General features: G+C 31.1%; 26 protein-coding genes. All 26 read left to right on the top strand.

Features of this window, described 5'->3' with window-relative positions; genetic code table 11:
• The first annotated feature begins 157 nt into the window (after positions 1-157).
• The 26 genes from BUA98_RS17825 to BUA98_RS17700 all read left to right on the top strand — a co-directional run bounded on the left by BUA98_RS17825 (position 158) and on the right by BUA98_RS17700 (position 25125).
• Positions 158-1024 carry an ABC transporter permease gene (locus BUA98_RS17825; protein WP_072974745.1) on the top strand — a complete coding sequence of 289 codons (867 nt, stop codon included), beginning with the start codon at positions 158-160 and terminating at the stop codon, positions 1022-1024.
• A 41-nt stretch (positions 1025-1065) separates the two neighbouring features.
• Positions 1066-2337: an ABC transporter ATP-binding protein gene (locus BUA98_RS17820; RefSeq protein ID WP_072974744.1), complete on the top strand. Its 1272-nt coding sequence runs from the start codon at positions 1066-1068 to the stop codon at positions 2335-2337.
• A 6-nt stretch (positions 2338-2343) separates the two neighbouring features.
• Positions 2344-3039: a WbqC family protein gene (locus tag BUA98_RS17815; protein ID WP_072974742.1), complete on the top strand. Its 696-nt coding sequence runs from the start codon at positions 2344-2346 to the stop codon at positions 3037-3039.
• The gene (locus tag BUA98_RS17810; RefSeq protein ID WP_208858000.1) at positions 3036-3650 is read left to right on the top strand and encodes a class I SAM-dependent methyltransferase; all 615 of its coding nucleotides are present in this window, start codon (positions 3036-3038) and stop codon (positions 3648-3650) included. The genes BUA98_RS17815 and BUA98_RS17810 overlap by 4 nt, the downstream gene beginning before the upstream one ends.
• The gene (locus BUA98_RS17805) at positions 3647-4312 is read left to right on the top strand and encodes an acetyltransferase (RefSeq protein ID WP_072974741.1); all 666 of its coding nucleotides are present in this window, start codon (positions 3647-3649) and stop codon (positions 4310-4312) included. The genes BUA98_RS17810 and BUA98_RS17805 overlap by 4 nt, the downstream gene beginning before the upstream one ends.
• A gap of 1 nt (position 4313) precedes the next feature.
• Positions 4314-5234 (top strand): glycoside hydrolase family protein, encoded by a 921-nt coding sequence (locus BUA98_RS17800; protein ID WP_072974739.1) that lies wholly within the window; start codon positions 4314-4316, stop codon positions 5232-5234.
• Positions 5234-6367, top strand: a complete 1134-nt coding sequence (gene rffA, locus BUA98_RS17795; protein WP_072975004.1) for a dTDP-4-amino-4,6-dideoxygalactose transaminase — start codon at positions 5234-5236, stop codon at positions 6365-6367. The genes BUA98_RS17800 and rffA overlap by 1 nt, the downstream gene beginning before the upstream one ends.
• Positions 6368-6370: 3 nt before the next feature.
• Positions 6371-7540: a TDP-N-acetylfucosamine:lipid II N-acetylfucosaminyltransferase family protein gene (locus tag BUA98_RS17790; protein WP_086065434.1), complete on the top strand. Its 1170-nt coding sequence runs from the start codon at positions 6371-6373 to the stop codon at positions 7538-7540.
• A gap of 348 nt (positions 7541-7888) precedes the next feature.
• Complete coding sequence (locus BUA98_RS17785; RefSeq protein WP_072974735.1) at positions 7889-8842, top strand: glycosyltransferase family 2 protein; 954 nt, start codon at positions 7889-7891, stop codon at positions 8840-8842.
• 7 nt (positions 8843-8849) lie between these two features.
• Positions 8850-9722, top strand: coding sequence for a glycosyltransferase family 2 protein (locus tag BUA98_RS17780; protein WP_072974733.1), 873 nt, complete (start codon positions 8850-8852; stop codon positions 9720-9722).
• Positions 9723-9738: 16 nt separating this feature from the next.
• On the top strand, positions 9739-10533 hold the full coding sequence (locus BUA98_RS17775) for a glycosyltransferase (RefSeq protein ID WP_072974731.1): 795 nt from the start codon (positions 9739-9741) through the stop codon (positions 10531-10533).
• A 58-nt stretch (positions 10534-10591) separates the two neighbouring features.
• Positions 10592-11569: a glycosyltransferase gene (locus BUA98_RS17770; protein ID WP_072974729.1), complete on the top strand. Its 978-nt coding sequence runs from the start codon at positions 10592-10594 to the stop codon at positions 11567-11569.
• Positions 11570-11626: 57 nt separating this feature from the next.
• Positions 11627-12472 (top strand): glycosyltransferase family 2 protein, encoded by an 846-nt coding sequence (locus BUA98_RS17765; RefSeq protein ID WP_072974728.1) that lies wholly within the window; start codon positions 11627-11629, stop codon positions 12470-12472.
• A 38-nt stretch (positions 12473-12510) separates the two neighbouring features.
• The gene (locus BUA98_RS17760; protein WP_072974726.1) at positions 12511-13449 is read left to right on the top strand and encodes a glycosyltransferase family 10 domain-containing protein; all 939 of its coding nucleotides are present in this window, start codon (positions 12511-12513) and stop codon (positions 13447-13449) included.
• Between the two features lie 18 nt (positions 13450-13467).
• Positions 13468-14322, top strand: coding sequence for a glycosyltransferase family 2 protein (locus BUA98_RS17755; RefSeq protein ID WP_072974724.1), 855 nt, complete (start codon positions 13468-13470; stop codon positions 14320-14322).
• On the top strand, positions 14319-15080 hold the full coding sequence (locus BUA98_RS17750; protein ID WP_072974723.1) for an FkbM family methyltransferase: 762 nt from the start codon (positions 14319-14321) through the stop codon (positions 15078-15080). The genes BUA98_RS17755 and BUA98_RS17750 overlap by 4 nt, the downstream gene beginning before the upstream one ends.
• Positions 15073-15948, top strand: coding sequence for a glycosyltransferase family 2 protein (locus BUA98_RS17745; RefSeq protein WP_072974721.1), 876 nt, complete (start codon positions 15073-15075; stop codon positions 15946-15948). Before BUA98_RS17750 ends, BUA98_RS17745 begins: the two co-directional genes overlap by 8 nt.
• Before the next feature lie 2 nt (positions 15949-15950).
• Complete coding sequence (locus BUA98_RS17740; RefSeq protein WP_072974719.1) at positions 15951-16970, top strand: glycosyltransferase family A protein; 1020 nt, start codon at positions 15951-15953, stop codon at positions 16968-16970.
• Position 16971: 1 nt separating this feature from the next.
• Positions 16972-17604 (top strand): CatB-related O-acetyltransferase, encoded by a 633-nt coding sequence (locus tag BUA98_RS22560; RefSeq protein WP_072974717.1) that lies wholly within the window; start codon positions 16972-16974, stop codon positions 17602-17604.
• A gap of 71 nt (positions 17605-17675) precedes the next feature.
• Positions 17676-18395 carry an FkbM family methyltransferase gene (locus BUA98_RS17730; protein ID WP_072974715.1) on the top strand — a complete coding sequence of 240 codons (720 nt, stop codon included), beginning with the start codon at positions 17676-17678 and terminating at the stop codon, positions 18393-18395.
• 158 nt (positions 18396-18553) lie between these two features.
• Positions 18554-19213 carry an acylneuraminate cytidylyltransferase family protein gene (locus BUA98_RS17725; RefSeq protein ID WP_072974714.1) on the top strand — a complete coding sequence of 220 codons (660 nt, stop codon included), beginning with the start codon at positions 18554-18556 and terminating at the stop codon, positions 19211-19213.
• A gap of 11 nt (positions 19214-19224) precedes the next feature.
• The gene (locus tag BUA98_RS17720; RefSeq protein ID WP_072974712.1) at positions 19225-20265 is read left to right on the top strand and encodes an N-acetylneuraminate synthase family protein; all 1041 of its coding nucleotides are present in this window, start codon (positions 19225-19227) and stop codon (positions 20263-20265) included.
• Positions 20258-21394: a UDP-N-acetylglucosamine 2-epimerase gene (gene neuC / locus BUA98_RS17715; RefSeq protein ID WP_072974710.1), complete on the top strand. Its 1137-nt coding sequence runs from the start codon at positions 20258-20260 to the stop codon at positions 21392-21394. Before BUA98_RS17720 ends, neuC begins: the two co-directional genes overlap by 8 nt.
• Before the next feature lie 33 nt (positions 21395-21427).
• On the top strand, positions 21428-22861 hold the full coding sequence (locus BUA98_RS17710) for an MBOAT family O-acyltransferase (protein WP_072974709.1): 1434 nt from the start codon (positions 21428-21430) through the stop codon (positions 22859-22861).
• The gene (locus BUA98_RS17705; RefSeq protein ID WP_072974707.1) at positions 22861-23742 is read left to right on the top strand and encodes a hypothetical protein; all 882 of its coding nucleotides are present in this window, start codon (positions 22861-22863) and stop codon (positions 23740-23742) included. Before BUA98_RS17710 ends, BUA98_RS17705 begins: the two co-directional genes overlap by 1 nt.
• A gap of 6 nt (positions 23743-23748) precedes the next feature.
• The gene (locus BUA98_RS17700; protein ID WP_072974706.1) at positions 23749-25125 is read left to right on the top strand and encodes a hypothetical protein; all 1377 of its coding nucleotides are present in this window, start codon (positions 23749-23751) and stop codon (positions 25123-25125) included.
• Positions 25126-25127 lie beyond the last annotated feature (2 nt).

Below are 25127 nucleotides of genomic sequence, written 5' to 3'. Positions count from 1 at the left end.
ATATATAATGTAAATAAGAAGTAAAAGGTGTTTTTTTTAAAACGCCTTTTCGCTTTTTTAGGATTTTTTAAGCGACTAAAAATCCTGTTAATTTAGGTGAATCTGATTCTATATTGGAATTAGCAAAACTTACAACTTAATTTGTGAGCAGCATAAAATGAATAATACCGATAATACCAGTGAATGGCTTTTCGAAATAAAGCCAAAAAATAAATTCTTCTCCTTAAATCTGAAAGAGGTTTGGCAGTATAGAGATTTGTTATTCCTTTTTGTAAAACGGGATGTAATTACCGTTTACAAACAAACCGTTTTAGGACCGCTTTGGTACTTAATTCAGCCTTTATTTACTGCGATAACTTTTACAATCATTTTCAATAATGTTGCCGGAATTAATACGGGATCAGTTCCTCCGTTTTTATTTAACCTTGCGGGTATAACGGTATGGAATTATTTTACATCTTGTTTAAATGGTACATCTAATACATTTGCAAGTAATGCGGGTATTTTTGGGAAAGTTTATTTTCCTAGAATAATTACACCACTTTCAGTTGTAATTTCAAATTTGATAAAATTCGGAATTCAATTTTTAATTTTTGTAGCCTTTTATCTTTTTTATAATTTTCAGGGAGCTGACTTAGGTTTAAATAGTTTGGTTTTATTGTTTCCCTTATTAATAATTATGATGGGGATTCTAGGTTTGGGATTAGGAATGCTTATTTCATCTATGGTAACCAAATATCGTGATTTTAGTTATTTGGTTGGATTCGGAGTACAATTATTAATGTACCTTTCCGCAGTCATGTATCCGATGGAATTGATTAAAGCTAAATTGCCAGGTTATGGCTGGCTTGTTGAATATAACCCATTGGCTTACATTATTGAAAGTGCAAGATACATGCTCCTGAATGTGGGCCAGATTTCACTTTTAGGATTAACTTATACGCTGGCTGTTACAATAACCGTTTTTTTTGTTGGCCTTTTGGTTTTTAATAAAACAGAAAAAAGCTTTATAGATACTGTTTAGACTCCAATTTATTTACATAATTTACAACCTGCAATTCAAAATTGAAAAAAGATATTATTTTAAAAGCCGAAAATATTTCTAAACAATACCGTTTAGGACAAGTTGGTACAGGTACATTAAGCCATGATTTAAACAGATGGTGGCATGAAATACGTGGTAAAGAAAATCCCTATTTAAAAATAGGAGATACCAATGACCGCTCTACAAAAGCTACTTCTGAATATGTTTGGGCTTTACAGGATATTAATTTTGAAGTTGAACGCGGAGAAGTTCTGGGAATTATTGGTAAAAACGGTGCAGGAAAATCGACACTTTTAAAAATACTTTCAAAAGTAACGGCGCCAACGACCGGAAGCATCAAGTCTCGAGGACGCATTGCATCACTTCTAGAAGTAGGAACTGGTTTTCATGGTGAAATGACGGGTCGTGAGAACATCTTTTTAAACGGTGCAATTCTAGGAATGACAAAAAAAGAGATTGCCTCTAAAATTGATGAAATTATTGATTTTTCAGGATGTGAGCGATATATAGATACTCCCGTAAAAAGATACAGTAGTGGAATGACTGTACGTTTGGCATTTGCTGTTGCGGCTTTTCTAGAACCTGAAATTTTAGTTATTGATGAGGTTTTAGCAGTGGGTGATGCTGAATTTCAAAAGAAGGCAATTGGTAAAATGCAGGATATTTCGAGAGGCGAAGGAAGAACGGTTTTATTTGTTAGCCATAATATGGCCGCAGTAGAAACATTATGTACTAGAGTAATTAGTATGAATAACGGAAGTATTTTGGGAGACGGTAGCCCTACAAAGATAATATCAGAGTATTTGCAAAGCAGCTCTTTTTCTCAACGTAAAATTAGCTTTGAAAATAGTGAGGAAGCAATTGGAAATGAAAATGTTAAAATCTTGTATGCGGCAATTGAAAACACTTCAGCTTTAGATCCAGATGAAATTATTGATGTGACTTCTACTATTAATTTTAGGTTGAAGATGGTGAATCAAACCAGAGAAGAAAAAATATCTATTGGTTATGATTTGCGAACTATAAAAGGGGATGTTGTTTTTGGTAGTGGTGGAAAATTTAATTGTTGTATTGGAATGACTACTGAAGTAAGTTGTGAAATCCCAGCCAATTTTTTGAATGATGATGTGTATCAAATACATATTTATTTCCATACTAATGGAATGAGTCAGTTATACAGTAATTTAGAATTATTGACTTTTGAGGTTAAAGATGTAAAAAGAGAATCAGGTTATTTAGGAAAAGTTAATGGGATGATCAGACCTTCTTTACCTTGGACTCTCAAGCAATAATTTGAAATGAAAAGAATCGTAATTACTCAATCCAACTATATTCCATGGAAGGGATATTTTGATGCAATAGCGTTGGCAGATGAATTTGTAATTTATGATGATATGCAATTTACTCGAAGAGATTGGAGAAACCGAAATATTATTAAAACTCCTAATGGAAATAAATGGCTAACTATTCCGGTCGAAGTAAAAGGTAAATATTTTCAAAAGATTAATGAGGCTAAAATTTCGGATAAAGATTGGAATAAAAATCACTGGAATATTATAAAGAATAATTATAGTAAATCTCAAAATTTTGCTGATTATAAAGATCTTTTCGAAGAATTGTATCTGAACTGTAATTCAATTTATCTTACAGAGATCAATTATAGGTTTATTGTTGCAATTTGCGAGTTATTACAAATAAAATCAAATATTAGATTTTCATCTGAATTTGAACTAAAAGAAGAGCGTTCAGAGCGTTTGCTGGATATTTGTTTAAACTTAGAAGGAACAGATTATTATTCGGGACCAGCTGCAAAAGCATATATGAATGAGCAGGTTTTTACTGAAGCAGGCGTAAAAGTTCATTATTTCGATTACTCAAATTACCCTGAATATAAGCAATTACACGATCCTTTTGAGCATTATGTGTCTATTTTGGATTTGATTTTCTGCGAAGGAAAAAGTGCTGTTAAATTTTTAAAAATAGCTGAAAAATGAACAAGATACTTAATCAGGTAAGTAATTATTATACATCAAAAATTAAGGAATTCGGTACTGTTCCTCAAGGTGTTGATTGGAATTCGGCGGAAACTCAACAATTAAGATTTGAGGTATTATCAAATTTGATTCCTAAGCAAGAGCATTTTTCGATTCTGGATTTTGGTTGTGGATTCGGTTCTATGTTGGATTACTTTAATGCTAAATATGATTCATTCGAATACATTGGATTTGATGTGGCAGAAGAAATGATTGTAGCCGCACTAAATAAATTTCCTAACCAGGAAAATGCTAAATGGACAACCAGTCTTCCTGTAAAAAAAACAGATTACATTATTGCTAGTGGTATATTTAATGTAAAGCTTGAAAATACAGATGAAGATTGGCTGACTTATATTTTAGAAACATTGCAAAAGATAGATGAAAGTAGTATCAAAGGGTTTTCTTTTAATGTTTTGACTAAATATTCTGATGCTGAATACATGAAAGAATATTTATATTATGCAGATCCTTCTTTCTTGTTTGATTACTGCAAGAAGAATTTTTCAAAAAATGTAGCTTTACTGCACGATTATAATCTATATGAATTTTCAATAATTGTTAGAAAATGAAAACAAAAAAAGTAGTCATATTTGGAACTGGTGATATTGCTCAATTGGCAAAATATTATTTTGATATAGATTCATCATATGAGGTAGTCGGATTTACTGTCGATAGAGATTATTGTTTAAATTCTTCTTTTGAGGACTTACCATTAGTTCCATTCGAAGAAATCGAGAAACATTTTTCTGCTAATGAGTTTGAAATTTTCATAGCTTTAAGTTACGCAAAAATGAACAAACTTAGAGAGACAAAATATTTGAAAGCTAAGGAAATGAATTATAAAATTGCTTCTTATATCAGTTCACATTGTACTTACCTTTCTCAATTTTCTCCAGGTGAAAATGCCTTTATTTTAGAAAATAATACTATTCAGCCTTATGTGAAAATTGGCGATAATGTTACTCTTTGGAGTGGTAATCATATTGGACATCATTCAGTTATTGAAAGCCATAATTTTATTAGTTCTCATGTAGTGATTTCAGGACACTGTGTTGTTGAATCTAATTGTTTTATTGGTGTCAATGCAACTGTTGGACATCAGGTAATAGTAGCCAAAGAAACTCTTGTAGGTGCTGGAGCAATTATCACAAAAAATACAGAAGAAGCCTCAGTATATGTGCCGGCAAGATCAACGAAGCTTGATAAGAAAAGCAATTTAATAAAATTTTAATATGACTCAAAATTGGAAAAAATTAGGTTTGATATTTAATTTGCAAGATTATGAAGAAAAATATAGATATTCCACTTTACCATCTGGATTTTGGTCGTCAGAGCATATTATAAGATTGTTTTTTAGTACTAGAAATGAAAAAAATCAATCAATCCCATACTATGTTGATTATGATTTTTCGAAACAAAAAATAGTAGGTTGTCCTAAAGTTATTAAGATAAATTTGGGCGAATTGGGTACATTTGATGATAGTGGAATTATGCCTTCTTGTATTATATCAAATGGAAAAGAAATTTGGATGTATTATATTGGATGGAACTTGGGTGTTACAGTTCCTTTTCGTAATTCTATTGGTTTAGCTGTCAGTACCGATAATGGGGTTAGTTTTGATAAAAAATTCGATGGTCCGGTCTTGGATCGATCAAAAAAAGAACCGCACTTTGTTGCTTCAAATTGCGTTCTGTTTGATAATAACATCTATAAAATGTGGTACTTAAGCTGTGTAAAATGGAAAATTATTGATAAAGAAGTTAGGCATTACTATCATATTAAATACGCAACATCTAAAGACGGTATTGATTGGGAACGGAATAATGAAATTGCAATAGATTTTAGATATCAAAATGAGTACGCAATTTCTGTTCCTAGAGTAATTAAAGATAAAGATGGTTATAAAATGTGGTATTCTTACAGAGGTGGTGATAAAAGTGAATATTACAGAATTGGATATGCAGAATCCAAAGATGGCAGAAAATGGAATAGAAAAGATGAAATTGTAAATTTGGATGTTTCAGAGACGGGTTGGGATTCTAAGATGGTATGTTATCCATTTATTCTGGATTACAATGGAGATAGATATTTATTGTATAATGGGAATGATTATGGAAAAACTGGATTTGGCCTCGCAATTTTAGAAAAATGATGAAAATAGGATTTAATAAGCCTTATCTAACAGGAAATGAAGCTAAATATATCATCGACGCAGTTTCATCGGGTAAGATATCTGGAAATGGTAAGTATACACAATTGTGTCAGCAATTCTTTGAACAAAAATATGGTTTCGGGAAATGCCTGCTTACAACATCTTGTACAGATGCTCTCGAAATGGCTGCAATTTTAATAAATATTAAGCCTGATGACGAAGTTATAATTCCGTCATACACTTTTGTCTCTACTGCGAATGCTTTTGTATTAAGAGGGGCAAAAATTATTTTTGCAGATTCTAATGAACAAAATCCAAATATAGATACTAGCAAACTCGAGTCTTTAATTACATCTAAGACTAAAGCCATTGTTCCGGTACATTATGCAGGTACTGCCTGTGATATGGATACGATCATGGAATTGGCTAATCGATATAATTTATTTGTAATAGAAGATGCCGCGCAGGCAGTTGATAGTTTTTATACAGGAAAAGACGGAGTAAAAAAAGCTTTAGGATCAATAGGACATTTAGCAGCTTTTTCTTTTCATGAAACTAAAAATATTATATCTGGAGAAGGCGGAATGTTGACCATTAACGATCTGCAATTTGCTAATCGTGCTGAAATTATATGGGAAAAAGGGACAAATCGTTCTGCTTTTTTTAGAGGGGAAATTGATAAATATGGCTGGGTAGATATCGGCTCTTCATTTTTACCATCAGAAATTATTGCTGCTTTTCTTTGGGCGCAAATAGAGCATTTAGAGGAAATTCAGGAAAAAAGAAAACAAATTTGGAATCACTACTATGAGGGATTATTAGAGATTTCATTGAATCAAAATTTTAAACTACCACAAATACCAGATTTTGCGACTAATAATGCGCACATGTTTTATTTGGTTTTCGAATCATTAGACGAAAGAAATAAGTGCATACACAAATTAAAAGAAAACAATACTAATGCTGTTTTTCATTATCTAAGTTTGCATAAAAGTCCCTTTTATGAGGGTAAATATGAAGGGGAAGAATTGTTTTGGGCTAATCATTATTCAGATAGATTATTACGACTGCCGTTCTATTATGAATTAGATACAGATAAAATAGATTTTATTATTGATATACTAAAAAAATGATTTATGAACTACCATATAATGGCTCAGGATAAATTTCTTGATTCTTTCATTGCTGATGTTCATGCTATTGGAGAAGAAAAAAATAATATCTTTTGGTTTAGAGGTGATAAAGGGGAAAATAATTATGTAAAGACTGATAAAGCGGTAGAATATATTGGATATAATGAAATAACTATAAAAGACAAACTCCAATTACTAAGGCCAACAGATAACATTTTTATACATTGGTATGATATGTGGATTGCTAATTTAGTTTTTGATTTGCCTAATAAATTATTTGTAATTTTTTGGGGAGGAGAATTGTACGGAGATCCTTTTTGGTATCATGCAAAATGGATTCATGATAAAGAGACCTATAAAATTGTAAAGAAACAGTCTTATCCTAAAATTGTTTGGCATCTGAACATTCTAAAAACGATTCGTACTATAAAAAGAGTTTTACAATACCCTACTGCTATAAAAAGACAATATGAATGTAAAAAAAAACATGTTGAAAGAATTGATTATATAATTTGTGGAGAACTGAATACTGGTGAAATAGAAAAAGTAAAAGAATTGTATCCAACAATGAAAGCCAAGCATCTTGGTGGGCACTATGATTTGAATTTTGATTTAGCTAATGAATTAGATATTAAGATAGCTACATCAACCCGAATTAAAATTTTATTAGGTAATTCTGCGGCGGAGTCAAATAACCATCTTGAGGCTTTAAAAAAATTAAAACACTTAAAAAATGTTGAGATACATTGTCCATTATCATATGGTTCGGAGTATTATAAAGGAATAGTTATCAAGGCTGGAGAAAGATTTTTTGGCGAAAATTTTCATCCTATAATGGGGTTTATGCAGAGAAAGGAATATGTTGAATTTCTTAACGAGATGGACATACTTTTTATGTATCATAATCGTTCTCAGGCATGGGGGAACATTGCTACTGGTCTGACTTTAGGAAAAGCTGTTTTTCTTAAGGAAAAAAATCCTCTAAAATCTTATATTTCTGCTATCGGCATTAAAGCTTACGAAGCTGACTTAATAAATCAGTTTAATTTAGAATCTGTTATTTTAGAAGAAAGACAAAATTTAAAATCTAATATTGAAAAGTTAAAAGTAAATATATCAAGAGAAGTACGTTTGAATAATCTTAAAAAAATTATGACTGAATATGCGATCTAACGTTTTTTTAAAATTGTAAAATAGAGTGATTCATAATTTGATATAATTTTATTTTCAATCTTAATCGCTAACGACAATAATGGATTTTTTTTAAAGACTGCTATTTCAGTTTTTTGAGTCAGAATTATCAAAATTTGGAGGTAATTATTGATAATGATTGCCAAACTGATGATGCTGTTTTTAAAATGGAAGACCTAATGCAGACGACAGTAGATTTAATTATGATAACTACTTTTTGCATATTCAATTTAAAAAAGTAAATGAATCAAACAATGCTAATTTTATTGTTTTTTTGCAGTCACCAAATTGCGGATAAGTAATTTAAAGAAAAAAATATTAAATGTATATATGAGCCAGCCTTTAATTTCTATAATCATCCCTACTTTCAATCGTGCCAGTTTAATTGGGGAAACTCTGCAAAGTATTCTGGAACAAACTTATGAAGACTGGGAGTGTATTATTGTTGACGATGGTTCTACTGATAATACAAATGAAGTAGTTGAAAAGTATCTGCGAAAAGATGCCAGATTTCAATATCATCATCGGCCTGAAAATAAACCCAAGGGCGCAAATGCCTGCAGGAATTATGGTTTTGATTTAAGTTCTGGAAATTATATAAATTGGTTTGATAGCGATGATATAATGTTGCAAGATAAATTAAGAATTCAATTTGATGCCTTAGCAGAAAGTGATTTTAATTTTTCTGTTTGTCAAACTTTAGTATTTGAGGAAGATGTTTATAATCTTCTTGGTTTAAGACATAAAAACATTCAATCATATAATCCTTTGCTGGATTATATAAAGCATAATATTGCATTTTTAACTCAAGCACCATTATTTAAAACTAAGTTTTTGAAAGATAAAGATTTAAGGTTTAATGAAGAGCTGCAAGCAGCTCAAGAATGGGAATTTTTATGTAAAGTGCTTTATTTTTCTCCGATATATCATACAGAAAATAGACCGTTGGTTTTAATAAGGAAACATACAAATAGTATTACTTATAATGATAATTCGGAATATAGAGAATGGAATTATTATTTAGCGAGAGAAAAGTTTTTTTATTTTTTAAAAACTAAAGATGATTTTCCGTCAAAATCTAAAATTCTTAATTATTTACAGGAATATTTTAAATATTATTTTAGAGCTATTTTACTTAAAAAGAAGTACAAAAAAATTTTCCGTGTTTTTATAAAAACAATAATTCCTTTCAATAGTTTTTATGAAAATATAAGTTTTTTTGCCATCGTATCTACAATTTTACTGACAGGTAAAGGCCATTACAGGTTCAGAAAAATTTTATAGTTTGATTATGATTTTTCCATTAATTTCAATTATAATTCCTACTTATAACAGAGCACATTTAATTAATATAACTTTAGATTCGATACTCGCACAAACCTATCAAAACTGGGAATGTATTATTATTGATGACGGTTCTTCAGATAATACCGCAGAACTGTTACAAAAATATCAAGATTTAGACAGTAGATTTCAATATTACAAAAGACCAGATACCAAAAAAAAAGGCCCAAATTCCTGCAGAAATTTTGGATTCGAAAAAAGCAAGGGAGAATTTATTAATTGGTTCGACAGTGACGATATTCTTTTTGAAGACTCAATAGCTTTGAGAATTGCAAACTTTAATCAGTCTATAGATGGGGTAGTGGCGAAATGTGAAATATTTGATTCGTCTAATGGTTTAAAAATTGCTGAAAACACTATATTGTCAACGGGCAATATGATTAAGGATTATTTTCTAGGAAATATGACTTTTTATGTTTCTGGCCCTATCTGGAGAAGAAGTTTTTTAGAAAAGCAGCAAGAATTATTTGATGAAGAAATTAGATATCTTGATGATTGGGACTTTAATCTCAGAATGCTGTATCAAAGTCCTAATATTAAATTTTTAGACATACCCGTTTTTAGATATAGATTTCATGCCTTTTCTCTTTCAAAGCAAATTGATCATTCTAATATGGAGGAGTTCAAATCTGAATGTCTGGCACGAAACAAACACTTAAAATTAATTCCGAAAGCGGGTTTCAAAAATATTCAAATTAGAAATTTCATAATAAAGAGACATAAGGTATTTTTGAAGGAAGCATTGGTAAAAAAAGATAAAAATAGTTTTTGGTTCTTTTTAAAATTGATAACATTGCAAATAAGGTTTAAGAAATTTTAAAAGGAGAATTAGAAAAATGGATAGTAAGCAAATTCCAAAAGTTATTCATTATTGCTGGTTTGGCGGAAAAAGAAAACCCAAATTAGTTCGGGATTGTATTAAGTCGTGGAGAAAATATTTGCCAGAATATGAAATTATTGAATGGAACGAAACCAATTCAGATTTATCTCATCCATTCGCTAAACAAGCATATCATTTAAAAAAATGGGCTTTTGTTGCAGATTATGTCAGGCTAAAAATACTCTATCAAAATGGGGGAATTTATTTAGATACTGATATGATGCTTTTAAAATCGCTAAATGATTTTCTTAGTAACGAATGTTTTTTTGGCGCCGAAGAGGAAAATATTATAAGCTGTGGGGTTATAGGTACAACTGAGCACAATTACTTTATTGAAAAATGCTTACACAGTTACGAAAATATAAATTTTAGCAGTAAAATTGTTTGGGATGATTTCGTAATAACATTAAAGATCACAGATCTTTTTAGAGTAGTATATGATTTTCAAGAAGATTTTAATAAAATAATAAGCTTTAATAACATCGAAATTTATCCTCCCAATGTTTTTTATCCATTTCCTTTTAAAAATAAAGATGACATTGCAAATTATAAAAACTACATCTGCGATAATAGTTATGCAGTACATTTGTGGGTTGGTTCTTGGAAAATATACAATGAATTTAATTTTTTAAGAAACGGTGAATATCACAAAGGTTTCAAAACAATTTATCAGAAATTTACATTGGAAAACTTGAATTTTAAATATTTTCGAAAAATAGTGTCATCAATCAAAGAATCACTGACAAAATAAAAACCAAATGTTCGATCGTAATCGCATCATTTAATTTAATATAATTAGAATTTATTCAATGCAATTGGAAAAATGTGATATTACCGTTGTAGTGTGTTGCTTTAACAGCGCTGCCAGATTACAGCCCACATTAGAACATTTGGTAAACCAGCGGTTAAAGCCAGAACTTAATTACGAACTTGTACTCGTAGACAATAATTCTACCGATGAAACTTCAGGATTGGCGGCGAATATTTGGAGAAGTTTTAATACCAACATAAATCTGACCGTTGTTCGAGAACCTGTTCCAGGTTTGTCCTATGCTAGGAAAACGGGAGCAGGCGCTGCTAAAGGGAAAATAATTGTTTTTTGTGATGATGATAATTGGCTCGATGAAAATTACCTTCAGATTGCTTTCGATTTTATGAAAAACCATCCAGAAGTTGGTGTTCTAGGAGGGAAAGGAATGGCAGCCAGTAGAATCGAGTTTCCAGATTGGTTTCCGACATATCAGGGAGATTATGCTGTGGGAGTACAGGCTTTAGAAAGTGGTGATATAAGCAGCAGAGGTTATGTATGGGGTTCTGGAATGGTAGTCAGAAGATATGAAATCCTGTCATTGTATAACGCAGGTTTCAGCGGTTCTCTAACCGGCAGAAAAGGATCTGATTTGCAAGCTGGCGATGATTCTGAAATATGTAAATGGTATTTAATAGTGGGGAAATCTTTGTATTATAATGAGCTTCTGGTTTTTAGACATTATATAGAAGCATTTCGTTTGACAATCGAATACAATAAAAAACTAAATCAAGGTTTCTCCCAATCGCATAAAGCTTTGAATCAGTATAATTTTATTATAAATTTGTTGAAAAGAGAAAGATTGCCGTTCTTGAAAATAGGGTCTCTTTTACTGCTATTTTTATTGGAGAAAAACCGTGTGAAAATTGCCTCTCTCTTAGAATTTATAAATAAGACTCCTATCACATTTCATAAACCAACAAGAAAAATATTAAAGTCGAGAAAGGTTTATCTTGAAAATGAAAAACAAATTCAATAAATACATCAGTAAATTTAACCGCATCCATACAAGAAGATTTTAAAATTAAAATATAAAATGAAAACTGTATTATCAATTATTACGATCAATTACAACAACTTGGGCGGTTTAATGACAACAGTTTCAAGTGTTAAAAATCAGACCTGGCAGGGGTTTGAATACATTGTAATCGATGGGGGAAGCAGTGATGGCAGTAAAGAATATCTTGAATCTCAAACTCAGTTTTTGGATATCTGGGTCAGTGAAAAAGATTCTGGGATTTATAACGCAATGAATAAAGGCATTAAATTGGCAAAAGGGGAGTATTTATTATTTTTAAATAGTGGAGATCATTTATTCAATGAAAAAGTTCTAGAACAAAATTTTGATAAACTGAAACAAAAAGATTTAATCTGTTTTAATTTGCAAATGGTTAGAAACGGATTTTCTAAAATTGCAGCTTCGCCTGCAAGCTTATGTTTTTCTGATATATACACCAGCTCTTTGCCACACCCGGCAACTTTTATCAAAAAGGAATTGTTTAGTACTGTAGGACTTTATGATGAGGGTCTAAGAATTGTTTCTGATTGGAAGTTTTTCCTCTTGGCATTATTTAAATTCAATTGCAGCTATCTGAAAATAGACGAAACAATTGCCACTTTTTATCTTGACGGGATAAGTTCAGTAGAAGATTACTCTGAAGAAAGAAAGTTAGTAATGAAAGAATATTTTGATCGATTTATTTTTGATTATGAAGATTTTATCGAAAACAGAAAATTTGTAAATACAAATCGTTTTGCAATGCTAAAGGAAATGGAAAAAACTACTTTTGGCAAAAAATTAGGATCATTGTTTTTAAGAAGTTATGTTATATTATTTTCTAAAAAGAAGCTCAACGATGTCTTAAATTCTAAAAATATATAAGCTGATTTATTTTTTTAACTCATACAATTACAAAGAAAGTGAAAGATATCAGGATTGAGTTCGTCGATTTTTGGCCAGATTTAAGAAAAACAAATAATTACTTTTATAATTTATTATCAGAATATTACAATGTAATAATTGATAGTGAGCATCCGGATCTTGTGTTTTATTCTTGTTTTGGTTATGATCATCTCAAATACAATTGCAAAAGAATTTTTTTTACTGGCGAAAATAAAAAACCAGATTTCTTAGCTTGTGATTTTGCATTTTCTTTTGAATTCAGCGCAAAGAAAAACCATTTGCGAGTGCCGCTTTACCTGTTTTACATCGACGATCATAAAATGATCAACAAGCTTGAAAATTTGCAGACAAAAGAAACATATCAGGAGATCTGGGCAAAAAAAACTAAATTTTGCTGCATGATTGTGTCAAATCCAAGAGCGAGTAAAAGAATTGAATTTTTCCATAAATTATCTGAGATAAAAAAAGTAGATTCGGGAGGAAAAGTTTTAAATAATGTTGGAGGGAGAATAAAGGATAAGATGGAATTTATAAATGATTATAAATTTGTCTTTTCTTTTGAAAATGAAACTCACGAGGGCTACACAACAGAAAAAATTGTAGAACCCATTTTTAAGGATTGTATTCCTATTTATTGGGGGAACAAAAAGGTACATAAAGACTTTAATTCGGACCGATTTCTTAATTACCATGATTTTAATTCCGAAGAAGAATTGATCGAAAAATTAATTCAAATTGATCAAAATTTTGATTTAGGTGTTGAAATGATAGCGCAGCCTGTTTTTTCTAAAGAGAAGCAAGATTGGATTTCAGAAAGAAGAGAGATTTTTGTAGCTATTGATACTGTTTTTAAATCGAAAAAGAAACCAGTTGCAAAAACATATCGAGGAAAATTGTATCGCTTGAAAATAAAATTGACAGGTGCAAAGAGAAGACTAAAAAAGCTTTTAAAATAGTACTTAAATCCTTTATTAATGATTGTCAAAAGCCCCAAAGTTAGTGTTGTAATACCTTGTTATAATGATAAAAATTATATTAAGGAAACAATTCAGTCGATAGTGCGCCAAACTTATCAGAATTTTGAAATTATTATTGTAGACGACGGCTCTGACAACGCAACAAAACAAATTTTACAAACCTTAATTAATGATCGTACTAAAGTAATAACGCAGACAAATAGAGGACCAAGTGCAGCTAGAAATAAAGGTTTTAATGAAGCTGATGGCGATTATATTTTAACAATCGATGCTGATGATACAGCGGAAGAAAATTTTCTTGAAAAAGCAGTAGCTATTTTAAATGAAAATACAGATGTAGGAGCTGTATCAAGCTATTGCAAGGTATTCATTAAAAATCATGAAGTTACTTCCGAGCACAAACCAAACGGAGGAACTTTAAAAGATTTTTTATTTGACAATAATAGCGTTTCATTTGCTTTAATCAGGAAAGAAACCTGGCAAGATGCGGGAGGATATGACGAAGCAATGATTAATGGATTTGAGGATTGGGAATTTTGGATCAGCACAACAAAAAAAGGATGGAAAGTTGAGATGATTCCTGAATTGTTATTCAATTATCGCATGAAAGATAAAAATTCTGTTGATCAAAATGCGAAGCTTAATTATAGAGAATCGAATTTAAATTATATTTATAAAAAACATCAGGACATTTATATAACCCATTTTCCTGAAACAGTAGATTTTTTAACGAATTTGGCGCAACGGCATAAAAGAAATGAAATTAAGTATAAAACATCATTGGATCATAAAATTGGCAGCATAATTTTGTATCCTCTAAGAAAAATCAATGCCATAATAAAAAGAAAATGACACATACAAATTTTACTGGTCGACAAGAATTATATTTTTCACAATATAAACAAGATCAATTTTTAGATAAAGTCTTGTTCAATAAAAAAAAGAATGGTTTTTTTATCGACGTAGGTGCTCATGATGGGGTGACAATTAGTAACTCAATTTTTTTTGAAAAATATAGAAGCTGGAAAGGAATTTGTATCGAGCCTAATCCAATTATATATGATAAACTTGTAAAAAACAGAAGCTCAGTCAATCTAAATGTTTGTATTGGAAATTCTAATGAAACAGTAAAATTTACGCAAGTAGTTGGTTATTCTGAAATGTTAAGTGGCGTGACAAGTAAATATGATGAGCACCATCTGGATAGAATTAATGATGAAATTAGTCAAAATGGAGGCGAAATTAAATCTATCGAGGTACAAATGATCAGGTTAGAATACATTAATGAAATTGAAGAAAAGAAAATTGATTTTATTTCTATTGATACCGAAGGAAACGAATTTGATATTATAAAGTCGATAGATTTTGAGAAAATCTCCGTTAAGGTTTTGGTTATTGAGAACAATTATAAAAATGTTGATTTATTTAATTTTCTTATAAATAATAATTTTATTTTAATTGCAACTTTGCATACTGATGAGGTCTACATCAATAAAAAGGCACTTTCTTTTAATGTTAAGCTTAATTTATTTGTGTGGAATTCTAAAAGGATAACTAACAGATATTGGAAGCGAATTAAAATGAAACTAAAAAAGATACTGCATGGATAGTAATTCTATTTTAGTCACCGCCATCATAACTACTTATAATCGTACTGATTATCTAGAAAAAGCTATTCAATCTGTCGTCAATCAATCTTATTCTAATATTGAAGTTTTAGTGATTGATGACGGTTCTAAAGTCAATGATGCAAAATCTATTTGTGCCAAATTTTTAAGTTGCAATTACATTTATAAGGAAAACGGCGGTTTGTCCTCTACCAGAAATTTCGGAATTAATATAGCCAAAGGAGAGTTCGTTGCTTTTTTAGACGACGATGACTTCTGGGAAAGTTCAAAGATTGAAAAACAAGTAAAAATATTACTTGAAAATCCTGCTATAGACTGTGTACATTCTTCAGCAGCAGTGGTGGATGAAAATGGAAAACTTACAGGAGAGATTATAGGAGCTGCTCAAAATAAAATACACAAACGTTCAGGATATGTTTTTTGGAATGCATTAGGAAGCTGGGTGGTTAAGTCTCCAACACCTCTGATTCGAAAAAAAGTGTTTCAGCCCGACTTAATGTTTGATGAAAATATCAAGGTTGGTGAAGATGTCGATTTTTATCAGCGTATGTTTTACAGACATAAAGTGTTTTATATCAATGAACCATTGGCTTTTTATAGGCAATATGAAGATGAAAATAGACTTTCAGTGCAGCTTGAAAAGTATATTGGCATCGAAAAAAAAATGTATCTCAATTTTATAAAGATGGGAATTAATAACCCATTTATTCTATACAGAATTGCATTGAGATTATTAAAGAGCGCGGAAAAAAAATGGAATCAGGTATTTTTATTAAAGCCGATTTCAATAAGCAAATTCGATTTTTATTTTCGACCAGTTTATTGTTTGAAAAATTATTTTAATACATAAAAATGCGAGTAGGCTTTAATCCAAATAAAGATAAACCCCAGCCACCTAGTGATTTTTATCATCAGGTAATAGTTCCCATTTATATCCCCAATCAAGATGACTATTTTAAAGATAGTTTCAATATATTAAAGTATTGTCTGGAATCTCTTTTTAAAACATGTCACTCAAAAACCTATATAGCTGTGGTAAACAATGGAAGCTGTATCGAGGTTGTCAATTATTTAGATGATATATATCAACAAGGTAAAATTCAAGAACTGATTCATACTTCAGCCATAGGGAAATTAAATGCGATTTTAAAAGGACTTGCCGGGCATAATTTCGATTTAATTACTATTAGCGATGCCGATGTATTGTTTCTTAATGACTGGCAGAAAGAAACTTACACTGTTTTTGAGAATTTTAAAAAGGCAGGTGTAGTTAGTCCAGTTCCTTCTTCAAAAATGTTAAAACAATTCACAGAGAATATTTATTTTGATAATTTCTGTTCTAAACGTTTTAAATTTACTAAAACAAAAGATAAGCAAAGCCTCCAGATGTTTGCTTCCAGTATTGGGAATATAGATTTTTATAAAGATATTCATTTGAATAAAAATTTAACTATTTCTAATGCTGACGATAGTGTAAGTGCTGTAATTGGTGCAGGACATTTTATAGCGACTTACAGAGGCAATTGTTTTGACGGCTTATACAATAGATTTTCATCTTATAGTCTTGGAGGGGATAGTGAGAAGATGCTATTGGATAAACCAGCGGAAGATAAAGGATATTGGAGATTATCAACGGAAGGAAATTATGCCTATCATATGGGAAATGTATATGAAGATTGGATGTTAGAAACATTTTCTGCAATAAACGAAACTAAAACGGAGATTAAAAGGCCAAAAATTTTTAGCAATAAGCACAGTACCTACTTAAGACCTTTTGCAGCGTTTTTTTTTAGCATACTAAAACAAAAAGCAATTTGGACATTATTTTTAAGATATAAAGGATTGACAAAAGAGGAGGCTAAACAGTATTAGTATGAGACAATTTATAAAGAAAGTTTTGTTTTATTTTTTAAATACACCTACAGTATATGAAAAAGTAACCGTGTCAGGATTTTCAAGAGGCCTTCAAAATGTATCTTTCGAAGGAAAAAATGCAGTGCCAGACCGTTGTAATTTTTCAGGAGAAATTAAGATCGGATATGGAACCACTTTAGGCTATAACAACATCCTAAGCGGAAATATTACGATTGGAAAATATTGCCAAATAGGAGGAGATGTTGCAATGCATGCGACAAATCACCCTGTGCACTACTTGACGACATATATTAACGCTAACTTATTTAAGGGAGAATTAAGTAAATTTAAAGAAAAAAATAAAATAAATATAGGGCATGATGTGTGGATCGGACATAATGTTATTATAGTTGGAAATGTGACTGTAGGAAATGGGGCAATTTTAGCAGCGGGAAGCGTAGTGACAAAAGATGTACCTGCTTATAATATAGTTGCAGGAGTTCCCGCTAAACCTATTAATAAAAGATTTGCGGATTCAATCATTCAGGAAATTGAAGAATTGCAGTGGTGGAATCTTCCTGATTCGGAATTAGAGGAAATAAAACCGTTATTCTTTAAGGATTTTCAAAATAAGAATAGTATTTATGAGTAAAACCATCGCCATAATTGTAGCTCGGGAGAAGTTATAACCAAGAGTTTAAAAAATAAAACGAACAAAAAGAAATGAAAAAAATAGCATCGCGAATCTGGAATGCGATAAAGGTGCGAATTATAGCTCCTTTTCGACATAATTATCTTTTAAAAGATAAAAAAATATTGGTTTATTTGGGAGTACATGCGGGTTCTGGATTGGATGAGTTGTTGCCGTTGCATAGCCATTGCTATGGTTTTGAAGCGAATCCCGAATTGTATACAAGGTTGGTTAAGAAATATAAAAAATATAAAAACATTCACATTATTCATGCTGCAGTAACCGATTATAATGGTGTGATATCGTTTAATATCAGTAGTAACAATGGCGCTTCGTCGTCGGTAGGAGATTTCAAGAAGGGATGGATTGATTCAATAAAAATGGTTCGTACGATTGAGGTTCCGGCTATTCGACTATCTGATTTTTTGAAAGAGCATAATATTAATTTTGTCGACACCTATTGTTCTGATATTCAAGGAAGTGATTTGACAGTATTAAAAACGTTAGAGCCACTTCTAAAAGGTAAAAAAATTGGGAGTATTACTTGTGAAACTGCAAAAGATAATTATAAAAATATTTATGAGTTGGGGGATAATAGTGAATCTGGATTTAAAGCATTATTAAGTGAAAACTATTACTTAGCGGCCAAAGGTTGGGGAATATTAAAGGATGGTGAATTTTTTGAGGTTTATGAGAGCTGGTGGGAAATGGATTGTAAGTGGAATTTGAAACCCGATCCGAAAGCGAATTGATTGCTGCAATATCATTAGCATTTAGATTTAATGAAACAACCTTTTAGTTATAATTCCATTGGTCAGTATTACATTAAAGCATTGATCTAAACGCTAATGAAATCACTAATAATGTAAAAGTTTGCGTTTTGTACTAATTTTTGATAAGGATTTTTAAAATGAAAACTATCGCCATAATTCCTGCTCGCGGAGGATCAAAACGTTTTTCTGGAAAAAATGTTAAGTTGTTGGGAGAACTTCCGTTGCTGTCCCATTCCATTTTGTATGCCCAAGCCAATAATGTAATTATTGACGATATTTATGTTTCCACTGATAATGAGGAAATCAAAAAAATAGCAATACACTATGGAGCAAAAGTTATCGATCGTCCTAACTCTATTTCTGGAGATTTCGAGCCGACCGTTTCTGCTTTAAAACATGTATTGCAGTTTGTAGAACCTGACGTTGAAAATGTCGTTTTATTGCAGGCTACAAATCCGCTTCGGCCACAGCACTTATTAAAAGAAGCTTTTGAAATCTATCAAAAAGAAAACTACGAAAGTTTATTTACGGTTTCCCGAAATCATCAAAAATTGGGTAAAATAGCTAATGATAAATTCATTCCGTTCAATTACTCCATTGGTCAAAGAAGCCAAGATTTAGAACCGCTTTTCTTTGAAAACGGATTATTATATATTACAAAATCTTCTTTGATTTTAAATGATATTATTATTTCAGAAAATGCTTTTCCATTCGAAGTAAATCATATTTTTGCACAAGTTGATATCGATACTCCAGACGATTTGGATTATGCGTCATATTTGTATCAAAAGAAATAAATTCCAAAAAAATGAATCCATTTATAGAAATTGCAGGCCGTAAAATTGGTCAGGATTTTCCACCATTAGTTATTGCTGAAATAGGAATTAATCACGAAGGTTCGCTAAAAGTTGCTAAAGAAATGGTTGATGCCGCATATCGGGCAGGAGTTGAGGTTGTAAAGCATCAAACCCACATTGTCGAAGATGAAATGTCAGGAGCTGCAAAAAAAGTAATTCCTGGTAATGCAGATGTTTCCATTTATGAAATTATGGAACGCTGTTCATTAAACGAAACAGATGAATTAGAACTTAAAAATTATGTGGAGAGTAAAGGCATGATTTTTATTTCTACGCCTTTTTCTCGTGCAGCAGCTGAACGATTGAAGAAATTTGACATTCCTGCTTATAAAATTGGTTCTGGCGAGTGCAACAATTATCCATTATTAGAGCACATAGCTTCTTTTGGTAAGCCGGTAATTTTAAGTACAGGCATGAACACGATTGAAAGTGTGCAAAAAGCAATTGCTATTTTTGACAAACATAACATTTCGGTTGCTTTATTGCATACAACTAATTTATATCCAACGCCAATTCATTTGGTTCGCTTTGGAGCAATGCTAGAATTACACGAAGCTTTCCCTGATAAAGTTTTTGGATTAAGCGATCATACCCTAAATAATAATGCTTGTTTAGGTGCAATTGCTCTTGGAGCAAGTATTTTAGAAAGGCATTTCACAGATCATATGCAACGTACCGGTCCGGACATTGTTTGCAGCATGGATGAAAAAGCTTGCACTGAACTTATAATCGCAAGTGCTGAAATTGCTTTGATGCGAGGTGGAACAAAAAAACCAGCACTTGAAGAACAAGTAACAATTGATTTTGCTTTTGCTACAGTTTGCGCCATAAAATCAATTAAAAAGGGAGAACTTTTAGCCATAGAAAATATTTGGGTTAAAAGACCAGGAACCGGGAAAATATTAGCCGAACATTTTAATGATCTATTGGGGAAAGTTGCTTTAAGGGATATTGATAATGACGAGCAATTAGATTTCACAGATTTTGAATAAGTCACAAAAAAAAATAATATTTCTAACAGGTACTCGTGCCGATTTTGGAAAGATAAAATCATTGATCCAAATTCTGGATAATAACCCTGATTTTGAGGTTTTTATTTTTGTTACCGGAATGCACCTGCAGGAACTGTACGGGTACACCTTGATCGAAATTGAACGATGCAATTTTAAAAACCTTTTTAAATTCGAGAATCATACTCATGAAACCACAATGGATTTGACTTTGGCCAAAACTATTGAAGGTTTGTCTAACTATTGCAAAACAGTACAGCCAGATATGATTGTCGTGCATGGTGACAGGGTTGAAACGCTGGCGGGTGCAATTGTAGGATCATTAAACAATATATTGGTTTCGCATATTGAAGGCGGTGAGATTTCAGGAACCGTCGATGAGCTTATTCGTCATAGTGTGAGCAAATTGAGTCATATACATTTTGTATCAAATGAACAGGCTGCAAAAAGACTACTTCAGATGGGTGAAATAAAAGAATCTGTTTTTACCATTGGTTCGCCTGATATTGATATCATGTTTTCAGATAATTTACCAGACTTAGAAACAGTTAAGGAATATTATAAAATTCCATTTGTAGATTACGCTGTGGTAATGTTTCATCCTGTCACAACCGAATTTCAGACAATGAAACAATATGCTGCTGATTTTGTGGATTGTCTGCTAAGAGATAATCATAATTATGTTGTTGTCTTTCCAAATAATGATCTGGGCAGTCAATTTATAATTGATGCTTATCAACAATTGAAAAGTAACGAAAGATTTAGGATCTTCCCATCCTTACGATTTGAGTATTTTTTAATGCTGCTAAAAAACAGTCAGTTTATAATTGGTAACAGTAGCGCCGGAATACGTGAAGCACCTTATTATGGAATTCCAATCATTAATATTGGAACACGTCAGCAAAATAGAGCGATTCATGCTGATATCATTCATAGTAACTATACTAAAAATGGTATTGACGATGCGCTCTCTAAAATCGGGTCGCGTAAAACTCAAAGTTCAGGTGATGATTTTGGAAAAGGTAATAGTGCTGAATTATTTTTAAAATCACTTCAGAAAGACGATATTTGGCAGCTTAATCATCAAAAACAATTTAGAGATTTAGAATAAACGCTTCTCGCCTACAAATACATGTAACTACCTATGTTTTTTAATTCCTTAGCATTTGCTATTTTTTTACCAATCGTTTTTTTTCTGTACTGGTTCGTTTTCAATAAAAACAAAAGCACTCAAAATGCCTTGTTAATTGTTGCCAGTTATTACTTTTATTCTTGTTGGGATTGGAGATTTCTATTTTTGTTAGTTTTCTCAACTTTCTTAGATTATTATACGGGAATTCAAATAGAAAAAGGGAAATCTGAAAGCAGTAGAAAATTTTGGTTTTGGCTAAGTATTATAGTCAATTTAGGTTTTCTGGGCGTTTTTAAATATTACAATTTTTTTGCTTCTTCCTTTTCAGAATTAGTATCCTCTGCTGGATTTAAAGCAAGTCCCATTTTATTGAATGTAATTCTTCCGGTGGGAATTTCCTTTTACACTTTTCACGGATTGTCCTACGTAATTGATATCTACTTTAAAAGAATAAAGGCCGAATATAATTTTGTAGACTATTCTTTGTTTGTAAGTTATTTCCCTTTATTAGTAGCCGGTCCTATTGAAAGGGCGACACATTTATTGCCGGAAATAAAAGTTAAAAGAGAATTTGATTTTGAAAAAGCCAAAGAAGGGATCTGTCAAATTATTTGGGGATTGGTCAAAAAAATAGTTATTGCAGATACTTGTGCGGTTTATGCCAATGCTATTTTTGACAACTATAACACGGTTAATTCAGCTTCATTAATTCTGGGTGCCGTTTATTTTGCTTTTCAAATTTATGGTGATTTTTCAGGATATTCAGATATTGCATTGGGAGTTTCAAAGTTGTTCGGTTTAGATTTATTGCGAAACTTCAATTACCCTTATTTTTCAAGAGATATTGCCGAGTTTTGGCGGCGCTGGCACATTTCGCTTTCTTCATGGTTTCGGGATTATTTGTATATTCCGTTAGGAGGGAGCAAAGGCGGACTTTGGATGAAAGTTAGAAATACTTTTATCATTTTTGTAGTCAGCGGATTTTGGCATGGAGCCAACTGGACCTACATTGTTTGGGGTTTCATAAATGCTGTTTATTTTCTTCCATTGCTATTGTCCAACAGCAACCGAAACAATATGGATGCAATCATACTAAAATTTAATTTTGATTCGGCAAAGGTGATATTTAGTATTTTATATACTTTTTCATTGATTTGTATTGCATGGGTGTTCTTTAGGGCAAAAACGATAACAGATGCAGTATTATATCTGAAACGGATTATTACCAATGGAGAATTTAGTTCCCAGTATTTAGAAAACGAACGCTATAATCATGAGTTACTCCTTTTGATTGCTTTGTTTGTTTTGGTTGAATGGTATAGCCGAGCTAAAATTGAGCCTCTCTCTGGAAGATACAATATATTGAAAATAGCTTTGGCTATAGTAGCTATTATAGCTTTTGGAACTTATTCAGATTATAAAGAATTTATTTATTTTCAGTTTTAATGAAACAGTTTTTAATTTATATAAGTAAAATTATTGTTGTAGTAATTCTAATAGCTATTGCATTAGATGGACTGTTTACAGCTAGTTTTTTTCGGGCTAAAAATCGAGGAAAAGTTGAGGCTGTTTTCAATTCAACGGCTCAAAAATATGACGTTGTTATTTTAGGTTCTTCCCGTGCGAATAATCATTTTGTTGCACAGATGTTTGAGGATAAAGGAATAAAGGCCTTTAATTATGGCATGAGCGGTGGACATTTATTTGAAGCTTCTCTTATGCTGAAATTAATGATTGAGCGAAAATACGAGATGAAAAATGTTATTCTGGAAGCAGACTTAAATCTTGCAAGTGAAGAGCCTTCTGACGGAATTGCTTCAGATTTTCTTCCATTTATACATAACTCAACTATTATAAAAGAACATTTTAAAACAAGGAAAAATTTTGATGATATATATTATATCCCATTTTATAGATATGTCAAATATGAAAATGTAATTGGTTTTAGGGAAGCTTTTCTTTCCGCAATCAATAAAAGAACTAATGCTTTAGATAATTTAGGATATTATCCATTACAAAAACATAAAAATGGCAATATGAAAAATAATATTGTCAATTTAAATCCGATTCCCCGCAATAAATATTATGAGGAAATTAAAAGTATATGTAAAGCTAATAATATTAATTTTATTGCTGTAATGACACCAATGTGTGAGAATGTTGTTGGTATGAATTATTTTGAAAAGGTAAAAAAAGCTTATCCTGAAATTCATAATTATGAGAATGTTGTTGTTGAAGATAAATATTTTGCTTCATGTGGTCATATGACAGATGCAGGATCAAAATTATTTACAGCTAAAATTTTGAATGTTTTTTTTAGAAAATAAGTTTTAATGGAAAAAAATAAGATTTTATTGTTGTTTCCTGATGGAGTTGGAATTAGAAATTATCTGTTTTCTAATGTTTTTCGAAATACAAATTCAAAATTAGTTTTGTTTCATAATTTTGATTTTGAGACTATATCAGCAATTAAACAATGTACTACACTTGAGGATGAAATTACAATTCCCAATTATAAAGAATCTTTTACAGAAAAGTTTTTGCGAGAACTAATTTGCCTTTCCAGACTTTATCATAATCATAATAAAGTTAATAATATAACTTTATTGAGCAATTGGAATTGGAATCAGAAGTCGTTTCCTAAAAATGTTTTTTATAACCTGATTGAAAAAACAGCACCATTTTTTTCTTCTTATAAAAGTATTTTGAAATTGGAGAAAAATTATCAAAAAGCAATCCGTCGAAATTCTTTTTACAAAGAAGTAAGGGATATTTTAGAAAAATCGCAACCAAATATTGTGTTCTGCTCTCATCAAAGGGCATTAAAAGCTGCTTCAATATTTGCCGCAGCGACCGATTTAGGGATTTCAACGTCAACAGTACTATTTTCCTGGGATAATTTGCCAAAAGCCCGACTTGCATTGCGTGCCGATAATTATTTGGTTTGGTCAGAGTATATGAAAAAGGAGTTATTGTTGTATTATCCGGAGATTTCAACAGATTCCATTCATGTTACCGGAACTCCTCAGTTTGAATTTTATGAAGATGAAAAGAATATTATTGATAAAGAAATTTTCTATACAAGATATAATTTAGATCCAGTCAGAAAAATTATTTGTTTTTCTGGTGATGATACTAAAACATCTCCTGACGACCCTCTTTATTTAAGAGATATAGCTGAAGAACTTATAACGAATAATTTACAGAACGAGTATCAAATTTTATTGCGACGTTGCCCAGTAGATTTTTCAGGGAGATTTGATGCTGTTGTAAATGAATATAAAGATCTGATTAAAGAGGCAACTCCATTATGGTATTTTAATACATCAAAGGAATGGAATGCAGTTTATCCTTCAGTTGATGATGTGAAATTGCTTGTAAGTACTGCTTTTTATTGTGATGTAGTTGTAAATGTTGGTTCAACAATGGCCTTTGATTTTGCAATGTTTAGTAAACCTTGTGTGTTTATTAATTATGATCAGCAAAAGAAAATAGAAGATGAATGGTCTGTAAAAACAATTTATCAATTTCAACATTTTAAAAGTATGCCCAATAAAGATGCTGTTATTTGGTTAAACAAAAAAGAGGAGATTGCAGATAAAATTACTATAAAGCCAAATATTAATTCTGAAATGATGGCATGGAAAGATGTAATACTTGGAGACTATAAAAATGCTTCGTCGAAAATGCAGCAATTTTTTAAAATTTAATA

It is taken from the genome of Flavobacterium saccharophilum, from assembly GCF_900142735.1.
Classification (GTDB): domain Bacteria; phylum Bacteroidota; class Bacteroidia; order Flavobacteriales; family Flavobacteriaceae; genus Flavobacterium; species Flavobacterium saccharophilum.
The sequence above is the reverse complement of the archived record's forward strand: the minus strand, read 5'-3'. Positions and strand labels throughout refer to the sequence as shown.